Genomic DNA, 9,172 nt, shown 5'->3' with positions numbered 1-9,172 from the left:
TTCAAAAAACCGTGTAATTGACTATGTTTCAATAATTTCAAAGAACTATTTATCCACTTTTACGGGACAGTAGTGAATTAAATTTAAAAATTAAGAACAAGATGAAGACAATGCAACAAGTAACATTAACCCAGCGTATCAACTACACAAAGTTCAACCTCGGTTATGCAACAGTTGACGATGTAGTGAAAATCATCAGGGAAGGGAACATCTTTATGAATGATTATAAATATGGTCAGTACACATTGAAACAAGCTGTAGAGTACATCAGGAGTTTGAACACCCATGCCGAACAGCAACAATGGAAAGAAAGACTGTTGCCTGCTGTGGCTTACAATGGTGTATTCTCAGAAGTGGAAGAATCTCATATCATGCAATATTCCAACGTGACGGCTATGGACTTCGATGATATAGAAGGTTATAACGAAATGCAACATTTATGGCGCAGGCTTATAATAACACCCTGCGTGTATTCAGTTTTCGTTACACCGAGCGGAGGGAGACTGAAAGCATTGGTTCTACATGACAATACCAATCCGAACAATCACAGAGACTTGTATGAACAGCTATTGGCCAAATTCAATATTTCAAACCCAGACACAAGTTGTAGAGATTTGGCAAGAAGAAACTACCTTAGCTACGACCCGAACATATGGGTGAATCCTAATCCCGTGCCTTACCATTACGTTCCGACAATAAAACCAGTCAACAAAGTACAGCAAGTAAGGCAAGTACAACCTAAGAATCATTACGCCCAAACAGGAAAGAAAATATCTGACAGGAGCATAATAAGCATAATGAACTCTAATTGTAAAAAGAACCATCCTGAATACTGGCAGGAAGGACATAGGGCTTGCAGTATCTTCAAATTGGCCTGTTTATTCTGTAAGTGGGGAGTTGAAGAGGATTTGGCTTTGGAGTATTTTATCACAGGCTGGGAAAGCGAAACAATGACGGAAGATGAAATAACAGGTCATGTAACTAATGCCTATAAAACAGAGAAAGACAACTTCGGTACTGTTGATTTTACATTTTACAAATAACATGACAAAAAACATTGCAAAAGATGAAGTTCAAAGTAAGCCGAAGGCAGGTATGTCATGTAATGGTAAAAAACAATAGGATAACCAACTCATGCGGCGTTGGCCTACATCTGACGAAAAGAGAAAAGAAGTGCAGGATTTTTTCCATAAATTAGGGGTGATACTTATATATGCAGGATATTTGGAGATAAAAGGTTGCATACTGTTAACCATGAAGTAGCTTATGTGCAGCTTTTTTTAATGAAATACAGGTTGATACTTAAATACAATGAAATCCAATGGTAAAACAGTTGCATCCTGTTAACTTTGAGTTCGTTAATGTGCAGCTTTTTTATGGATGGAATTTAATGCACAATATCTTTCTTCTTTCGTTTGCAGTAGGCTTGCGCCACATGAGCAAATGAATAATAAAAGTAACTTATAATGATTATAACTTAAGGATAAGTAAAAATGAGAAAAACAAAAATTACTTTGGAGAATAATAAAAGAACAGGAGGAAACCAATGAGCGTAAATATGATACCAAGATATATGCCCAAAGGTTGCAGGTATATGAGTGAAGACCCAAATCTTCTTACTTATTTGCAACAATTCAATAAGTTCATACTCAACAAGACCGTTACAGGATGTGGAGGAACATCGCTGTTCTTAAATTCAAGTATCGACGTAGTAATAATATCCCCACGCTTGCAGGCGCTGAAGGACAAACACGAACAACATCCCGACACATTCCTGTTCCATTCACCCTATACCAACAACGGGAAAAGGGCGGATGACATAAGGAGGTTAATGTCGGAGTTGAACAGCTACATCAATACTCACGGAAACAACCCTTTCATGGTATGTAACCCTGCAAAGATACTCGTGACACTCGACTCATGCGACAAGGTGATTGACGTATTGAAAAAGAACGTTGCTGTCGATAAATTCCTTTTCGTTGTTGACGAGTTCCAGTGTCTCATGGGTGACGCTACGTTCAAGGGGACGACAGACATGAACTTTCTCATCCGTCTTGACAGCGAGGCAAAAAACATCTGCTACCTTTCAGCGACACCGATACAAGACAGGTATCTTGATTTCGTTCCGCAGTTCAAAGGCCTTCCGTACATAAAGCTCGAATGGGACCAAGCCGTACTTGAAGAACCAAACGTCAGGGAGATACAGATGAAGAAGGACGAGAGCGCGGAGAAAATCTGTGGCAAGTTAATAAAGGACTTCAGGACGAACGGGTATTTTGAAAGGAAAATAGTAAACGGGCAGATAGTCCATTCAACAGAAGCCTGCATATTCCTTAATGAAGTACGGTCAATCATAAACATAATCGTGAAGAACAACCTTAAGCCCGACGAGGTTACGATATTGTGCTCCGACGGAAAGGTATCAGGATTACCAAAGGGGTTCAAGGCAGGAGGGTTGTGCACAGACAAGTACAATCCACTGAACAAGACATTCACGTTCTGCACCAAGGCATCGTTCGAGGGAGTTGATTTTTACTCTACAAACGCCATGACCTACGTATTCATAAATGCCGGGAAGGAGTGGCAGACCTTGGACATAATGCTCGACATACCGCAGATACTCGGTAGGCAAAGGCTCGACATAAACCCGTTCCGACACGATGCGGTCATATATTACAAGACAAAACCGAACTGCCTTTCGGAACAAGAATTCAGGTTGCAACAAAAGGCGATGGAACTTGAAACAGAACAATTCATCAACGGCTTCAACAACGCTCCTGACTCGATGAAAGAAAGACTGATAAAATTAGTCCGTGACAGGGCTGAAGATAAAAAATTCGTTGACGATTATGTAGACGTGTTACAGGAAAACGGAAGGCAGACACTCGGGATAAACACTCTCGTACAGATGGCGATGTGGAACAAATGGCACCAGCGCAGCCACTATTACAACAATTCATGCCAGCTGATGGCAAGCATACAGTCGGCCATAGCGAAGAACGTAAACCGGAATGAAGTAAAGAACTTTGAGGCATGGTATTACTCGGCAAAAGATAATGACAGGCTCAAAGGCTATTCGGATTTTCGCAATACATATACAGAATACGATCCTTTCATCCTGCAAAACCCGTTCATCGACATACGTTATCACGATTGGTATGGTAAATTGGGCTATGATAAACTTGCACGCCTTAACTTTGATGAACAGAAAGTTGAACAGGAATATGACTATCACTGCAATCATGAGCCGATAATACAGAAGTGCAGGGAAGCGTTCACGGTCGGCAACTTCTACACGAAGCCCGAGGTGAAGAACATACTACAGCAAATCTATGACAGCCTCGGACTTGTGGGAAAGAAAGCAAAGGCGGCAGAACTTGAAGGATACATAAATGTTCAAGAGCGTATGATAAAAGACAGCACAGGCAACAGGAAGGAAGTTTACTTGATACTGCCGTAATTTAACCGTGTTGTAAAAGACCGTAAACCGCCATGTAAAAGACCATATATTGTCTTCCGTTTGACCGCCTTTCACCGTACAATATGCCGTATATTGCAAAATTAGGGGTGTAAATTGCTAATTTATATAATTTAGATGTTGTTCAATGGAGGTAAAATACTGTGTAACAATGTATTAAGTCGGGAAGTAAAGACAGATAACATTGACACTTGACATCTGATTTACACCCCTCCTAATGACAGTTCACACCCCATGTTAGACAAGTCTACACCCACAAAAAGAACATGAAAAAGCCACCCCGAAGGGTGGCAAATTATTTTTTTCGCCAATCAGTTTAGGCTGTTTCCGTACTTTTTCAAGGCGTTTCTTACATCGTCTTTTTCCATGCCCAGTATCTTGGCAATCGTCCCATAACCTATGATATTTCCTTTATCATCAGTTTTGCCATGTTGGTTGTACCAGTATTCCAACTCTTCATCAGTAAGGCTGCGTTTGGGCTTTATTACGGAATGCAAACCTTGTGTAAGTTCCTCCAACCGTTGTTCCTTGTCAGGACTGCTCTTGTAGAGGAAACGCTCCATGCAGTAATTGGCTATGTAAACCGCCAAGTCACATATCTGCCTCCTCTTTTTCCATTTTTTAGGACCAGGACAACCGGTCATCATGTGCATTACCATGGCACAGCGGAAAGCCATGCATGCAATTCGTGGCGAGATTCCTTTCCTTGCTTTGTCATTGCTATGGAACATCGTATCAAGCCATTGTTTAAGTACGCTATTAACATACGATAGGTCTATTGTTGTTTCCGTGGCAGGGATGTCCATACCATTCTCGTCAGTTTGGTAACAGTATTTTTTACGCCATTCGTCTATCTGGTCCTGCATGACAGACAGTCTTTTCAATCCTATTTTCTTGAAGTCGGGCATTTGGTCTCCAAGTTCCGGTATTACGGCGAAACAAACCCTTGAAGCGGTACCGTCCTCATATTCATCTTCTTTGAAGAAACGGTCAATTGCTTTGGTTGTCCCTGTGAAAGTGTAATTCAGGTACACAGGGAATGAACCGCGTGCATATGGTTTGGTTATCATGCTGTCCTGTGTTATATTTTCGTTAGAGAAAGCCTTTCGCAACAGTTCCGTGGCAAATCCGCCTTTCTTTTTTATACTCTCGGTCACTGCATCAATCTCGGGCTCCATAACGTATATGTGTACGCCCTTGTTGGAAGCCAATATCATCTGGAACCTTGTCCTTGAAACTTCTGTACCGGTTATTTGTATGATATTGTCAGGATTTTCAGATTGTAATTTCAGTGAATCGCTCTTTATAACGCGTTCGAACAACATATAGAACATATCTTTGAACCTTCCCTTGCCAGAACTCTGAGCACCCTCTATTACTACCTGTAAACTCGGTGACTGTTTATTGCCGTCAAGGTATACAGCTCTGACTGTTGGAAAGGCCAGTGCTCCGTACATTGCTGACATATGCATAAGCATTGCTGGCCTGAAATCTTCCGGACAACAATTAAGTATGGTGTCAAGATGTGGGATGGTTGAATATTCCGGCATAGGGTATTTCGAGTTGAACTTAGCATGCCATTCACGTAAAGAAATTTCACATTCATAGTTAACAGATTTTCTGTTTTGCGCCTTTACTTCCTGCTTCATTGCAAATATCTGACGCTGTTTTTCCACATCAAGCTCATTCTTCTTTTGGTACGTTTTTACAGCAATTTCAGCTTTTTGCCTTTCCAAGGCAAACTTGTTATTGGTTTTAATGTTCTCAAGTTTTTCTTTCTTATCAAATTTTTTATAGAGAAGTATTAAACCTCCAACTAAGCCAAAACCAGCAACTATAATCTTGGTATCTTTAAGCCATCCATATTTGTTGTAATGGCTATTTCCCTTGTCGCAACAATTATTTGCTTGTTGCATCAAATTGTTTTGTTCGTACATATTATTAATAATTAGATGTTGTTTTTAACACTTTTATTTCTACTAAAAACTTTTGACACTGCGTAAGTGCTTGCCCACTCCGATTAACGGGCATGGTACATTGTTCTTTCTTTTTCATAACAGCGGCAAAAGTATATAAAAACATAGGAAGTTACAAGTAATGCAACCTCCTGTTACTCTGTTATTTAGTAGTCTTTAAATGGCACTAAGTTTTAAACTAATTATATGTCATACGAACTAATTTTATCATGCGAACTAATTATGTCAACATAATGGAATCATCTTCATTTAGCCTTTATATTTTTTTGCCATGGAAAAACATTCGTCTATGTAATCTTTGACATTTTTATTAACGGATTTGATAGTTTGTTCCCTTGTCTTGTTCGCAATTGAATCGTGTTGCAAATCCATAAAACAGCTGGTTCTTTTTGAATATGCCATGAATAAGTTAGCCACATCCTTCCATGTGCCAGGCGAAACTTTGCGCCCTTCATAGAGTTTGTAAATGAAATATTTTAAGCTGTCGATATTATCGTTCCATCTTATTTTATACTTTTTATTGGATGCAAACTTATTCCTTACTCCAAGAAAATTCAAGAATTTGTTAGTATCATTACTATCAGGTTGTAATAATGGATGAGTATAATTACCTGTTTTTGTAAGAAGATTTACTAAAAAACATAATTGTTCCTCCGACAGTGATGTTTGACTTTTCTTAGATTGAATTGGTTGCGGATATTCTTCCATAGTGATAGGCTGGCTTTTAGCAGCCAATGAAAAATTCAAAAGTGGCTTTAGTCGTTTTCCATATGGGATACCATTCTTATCACAGTATCTTTCATATCTTTCTTTGAAATGATTCAGCGTCTTTTGTTCAAAAATCAATGTCAGTAACCGGGAAAGCAATTTACGGTTTTCTGCACCAAATTCACCATGCAGTCCTTCAAAGATAATATCAAAATAATGCCCTTCAACAAAACCATAGTATTTATGATACAATTGGGTGATAATCATATTTGCACGATTTTCGTCTTTGGGCAAATTATAAAATAATGAATAAAACAAACCTTGCTTTAGACGTTCAGGATTAAGCTCAACATTAAACTTCCATTGCGTGTATGGTAAGATTATATCTTCAACTGGAAAAGTGTCTATAATAACACGTTGCATGGTATTCCAAGCATAGACCTCGTCCGGTTTTCCATCATGATGATATTTTTGCAACAAAAAGTCTCTGTGCAAACGAAAACTTCTTTGTTCTGTTATATTGTTAAAATTTTTATTGACAATATCATTACTAATCACATCTTTCAATATATTGACCAACTTTACCATGTTTTTTGGATGACAGTCCCATACATATGGACTCCTTATGGTATTACTGAAAAACTTAAAATAGCTATCTTCCAAATTACGATAATAACCTTCTTTATTCAGTTGCATGGTCACACAATACTCTTCATCCAAAGGAATTTCATAACTTTTATTGAACTTTGGGAACCAACCTTTATCAAGAAAAGTGTCAAACTCATCCTTTATCACATCTCTGTCACTCCTTTTTTTGAACCAATCTGATAAAAATGATAACAGAAAAACTTCATCAGTGCTGAGTGAAGCGGTCAACCTTTGATTCTTGATAAGGTTGAAAATATATTGATACGTAGAATGGAAAATGTTTATATGTATCAATTTTTCTTTATCTAATGTAATCTTTTTTTGAACCATGTCTTTCTGGGCTTTTAGTTTGGTTGTAAAGATAAATAAAATGTTGTACTTTACAAAATATGTCTGTAAAATATATTCAGAATACCATAAATATCAAGATGTATAGATATTTTTTCATATACAGTCTTGCCATGAAAATTGACAAACAATAATTTTCTTTTCATTATGCAAAAATCTGGACTAAGATGTAAATGACAGATTCAATAAATACATATTAAAACATTGTACAAATATGAAAAAGGTATAAAAAAGAGCCACACAATATTGATATATGGCTCTTCTTAGTTATACTCACATCATTGTTTTACCTTCCAAACACATACTTTACGACCTTTGCGTTGGCCTTGTTCTCGTTAACGAAGTCACGCTCTATGTAAATGTCTGTCACCCTCATCGATTCATCTACGTGGTTGAGGGCTGCATGGACTGTGTACTTATCAATGCCGACTTTGTTCAAGGCTATTGTCGCCCATGAATGCTGCATCATAAAAACATATTAAAGCAGATGGCTCATTGCTTCGTCTATTTGTTCATTATTAAAACTGTCAAGATAGATTTGGGTTATACGTTCAGAACTGTGTCCTAAAGATTCACTTATAATGGATGTTGAGACACCGGCCCGTTTCAGTACTGTTGCGTATGAATGTCTTGCAACATAGGTCGTGAGAGGCATGGAAAGGTTTAATACCAGACCTATTTCTTTTAAGTGCTTGTTGAGCTTAGCCAATACTTTATGTAACCTGTTCGCGACTTGTATTTCTGTTTTGTGGTATGAAGTCAATATCGGGAATAAGTATTCAGAATTCTCGTTTTTGTATTTATTGATTATAGCCATTGCTTGGGGTTGTAGAGGTATGTTTATCAGCTTCTTTGTTTTGTTCCGGTAATACACTACGTGCCCTTCAATAATGTTGGTACGTTTCAGTTTTGCAATGTCTATAAAGTTAATCCCGGCTGTAAGGTATGAAAACGCGAAAACATCAACGGCCAAACGTTCCATTGCTGACTTTCCTTGATATTGCATAATTTTCAATACGTCATCTTTGCTTATGACCCTCTTAATTGTTTGCTTGTTCAGCTTTGATACTTTATAAGCGCGAAAAGGATAGCAATCATTCTTGATGGCTTGTTCGGTTATGGCCAAATTGAATATTGCCCTTAAATGTCTCACACGTGTACTTATAGTATTTACAGACAAACCATTTTTCTTTGCCCACGTTTCATATTTCTTAAGCCATGTCGCGTCTATGTCAGAAAACGCCATGTCAAGATGTCCGTTGAATTTGATGAAGGAAAAATACGAAACCTTAAACATCCCTGCATACCTTACCCTACCTTCTTTTTTCAAGTTTGTAATGTATGACAAGAAATACTCACCGACAGTCTTTTTCTTGTTGTGTTTTGATTTTGTGGTTTCAATCAATGTAGTTGCAGTAAAATCTTTTCCGGCTATCTTCTTATCCAGCACCGCCTTCTGTATTTCGCAAATTTTCTCATTTATGACAATACATATCCTTTCACGGTTGGGGCATTGTGGCTTGGGTGCATTATTCCTGAAATCCCACAGTTCTTCCTTTATAGATATACCAAGACTTACATACTTTTTCCTGCCGTCTTTGCATATACGTATCATCAACGGTTTTTCGCCATTCGCAAGAGTTTTACATTTGTAGCATACGGCTTTCACTGTTTCGCTCATTCCATTTTGGTTTAACTCTTGGTTTAACTTTGGCGGGAAAACAATATGTAAAAACAAAACAGGCAGTCATCCGTTTAAAGATAACCGCCTGATTTTCAATAGTTTAATAAGTGATCCGTTTGGGGCTCGAACCACAATGTCAACCCACTGATTATAAGCATTTTAGCGGTAGCGACTTTTCAAGTCCACCTCATACTCCACGTGGATATTTCTCCATTTTACTCACTTGCGCTACCTTCTATTTGCAAAGGTAATACACTACTGTCCCGTAAAAGTGGATAAATAGTTCTTTGAAATTATTGAAACATAGTCAATTACACGGTTTTTTGAAAT

5 protein-coding genes and 1 pseudogene are annotated in these 9,172 nt (G+C 38.0%); 2 read left to right on the top strand and 4 right to left on the bottom strand.

The window, feature by feature from the left end; all coding sequences use genetic code 11:
- Positions 1 to 101 precede the first annotated feature (101 nt).
- Both H6A34_RS12300 and H6A34_RS12295 read left to right on the top strand, forming a co-directional pair.
- Entirely contained in the window at positions 102 to 1,043 is a 942-nt protein-coding gene (locus H6A34_RS12300; RefSeq protein ID WP_205105759.1) for a BT4734/BF3469 family protein, read from the top strand.
- A gap of 551 nt (positions 1,044 to 1,594) precedes the next feature.
- Positions 1,595 to 3,460 (top strand): DEAD/DEAH box helicase family protein, encoded by a 1,866-nt coding sequence (locus tag H6A34_RS12295; protein ID WP_239480877.1) that lies wholly within the window; start codon positions 1,595 to 1,597, stop codon positions 3,458 to 3,460.
- A 329-nt stretch (positions 3,461 to 3,789) separates the two neighbouring features.
- On the opposite strand, the gene H6A34_RS12290 is transcribed toward H6A34_RS12295, so the two are convergent.
- The 4 genes and pseudogenes from H6A34_RS12290 to H6A34_RS12275 all read right to left on the bottom strand — a co-directional run bounded on the left by H6A34_RS12290 (position 3,790) and on the right by H6A34_RS12275 (position 8,839).
- Complete coding sequence (locus tag H6A34_RS12290; RefSeq protein ID WP_205105757.1) at positions 3,790 to 5,415, bottom strand: DUF3987 domain-containing protein; 1,626 nt, start codon at positions 5,413 to 5,415, stop codon at positions 3,790 to 3,792.
- A gap of 288 nt (positions 5,416 to 5,703) precedes the next feature.
- The gene (locus H6A34_RS12285) at positions 5,704 to 7,140 is read right to left on the bottom strand and encodes a hypothetical protein (protein WP_205105756.1); all 1,437 of its coding nucleotides are present in this window, start codon (positions 7,138 to 7,140) and stop codon (positions 5,704 to 5,706) included.
- 304 nt (positions 7,141 to 7,444) lie between these two features.
- Positions 7,445 to 7,630 (bottom strand): annotated as a pseudogene (locus tag H6A34_RS12280) (phage integrase SAM-like domain-containing protein); the annotation flags it as partial.
- 6 nt (positions 7,631 to 7,636) lie between these two features.
- Positions 7,637 to 8,839, bottom strand: coding sequence for a site-specific integrase (locus H6A34_RS12275; RefSeq protein WP_205105755.1), 1,203 nt, complete (start codon positions 8,837 to 8,839; stop codon positions 7,637 to 7,639).
- Positions 8,840 to 9,172 lie beyond the last annotated feature (333 nt).

This window comes from Marseilla massiliensis, assembly GCF_016899855.1.
Classification (GTDB): Bacteria; Bacteroidota; Bacteroidia; order Bacteroidales; family Bacteroidaceae; genus Prevotella.
This window is presented reverse-complemented; position numbering and strand designations above follow the sequence as displayed.

Bases quoted from the DNA above. Each gene is read 5' to 3' on its own strand.
- H6A34_RS12300 (WP_205105759.1), top strand. From the start codon at position 102: ATGAAGACAATGCAACAAGTAACATTAACCCAGCGTATCAACTACACA.
- H6A34_RS12295 (WP_239480877.1), top strand. From the start codon at position 1,595: ATGAGTGAAGACCCAAATCTTCTTACTTATTTGCAACAATTCAATAAG.
- H6A34_RS12290 (WP_205105757.1), bottom strand. From the start codon at position 5,415: ATGTACGAACAAAACAATTTGATGCAACAAGCAAATAATTGTTGCGAC.
- H6A34_RS12285 (WP_205105756.1), bottom strand. From the start codon at position 7,140: ATGGTTCAAAAAAAGATTACATTAGATAAAGAAAAATTGATACATATA.
- H6A34_RS12275 (WP_205105755.1), bottom strand. From the start codon at position 8,839: ATGAGCGAAACAGTGAAAGCCGTATGCTACAAATGTAAAACTCTTGCG.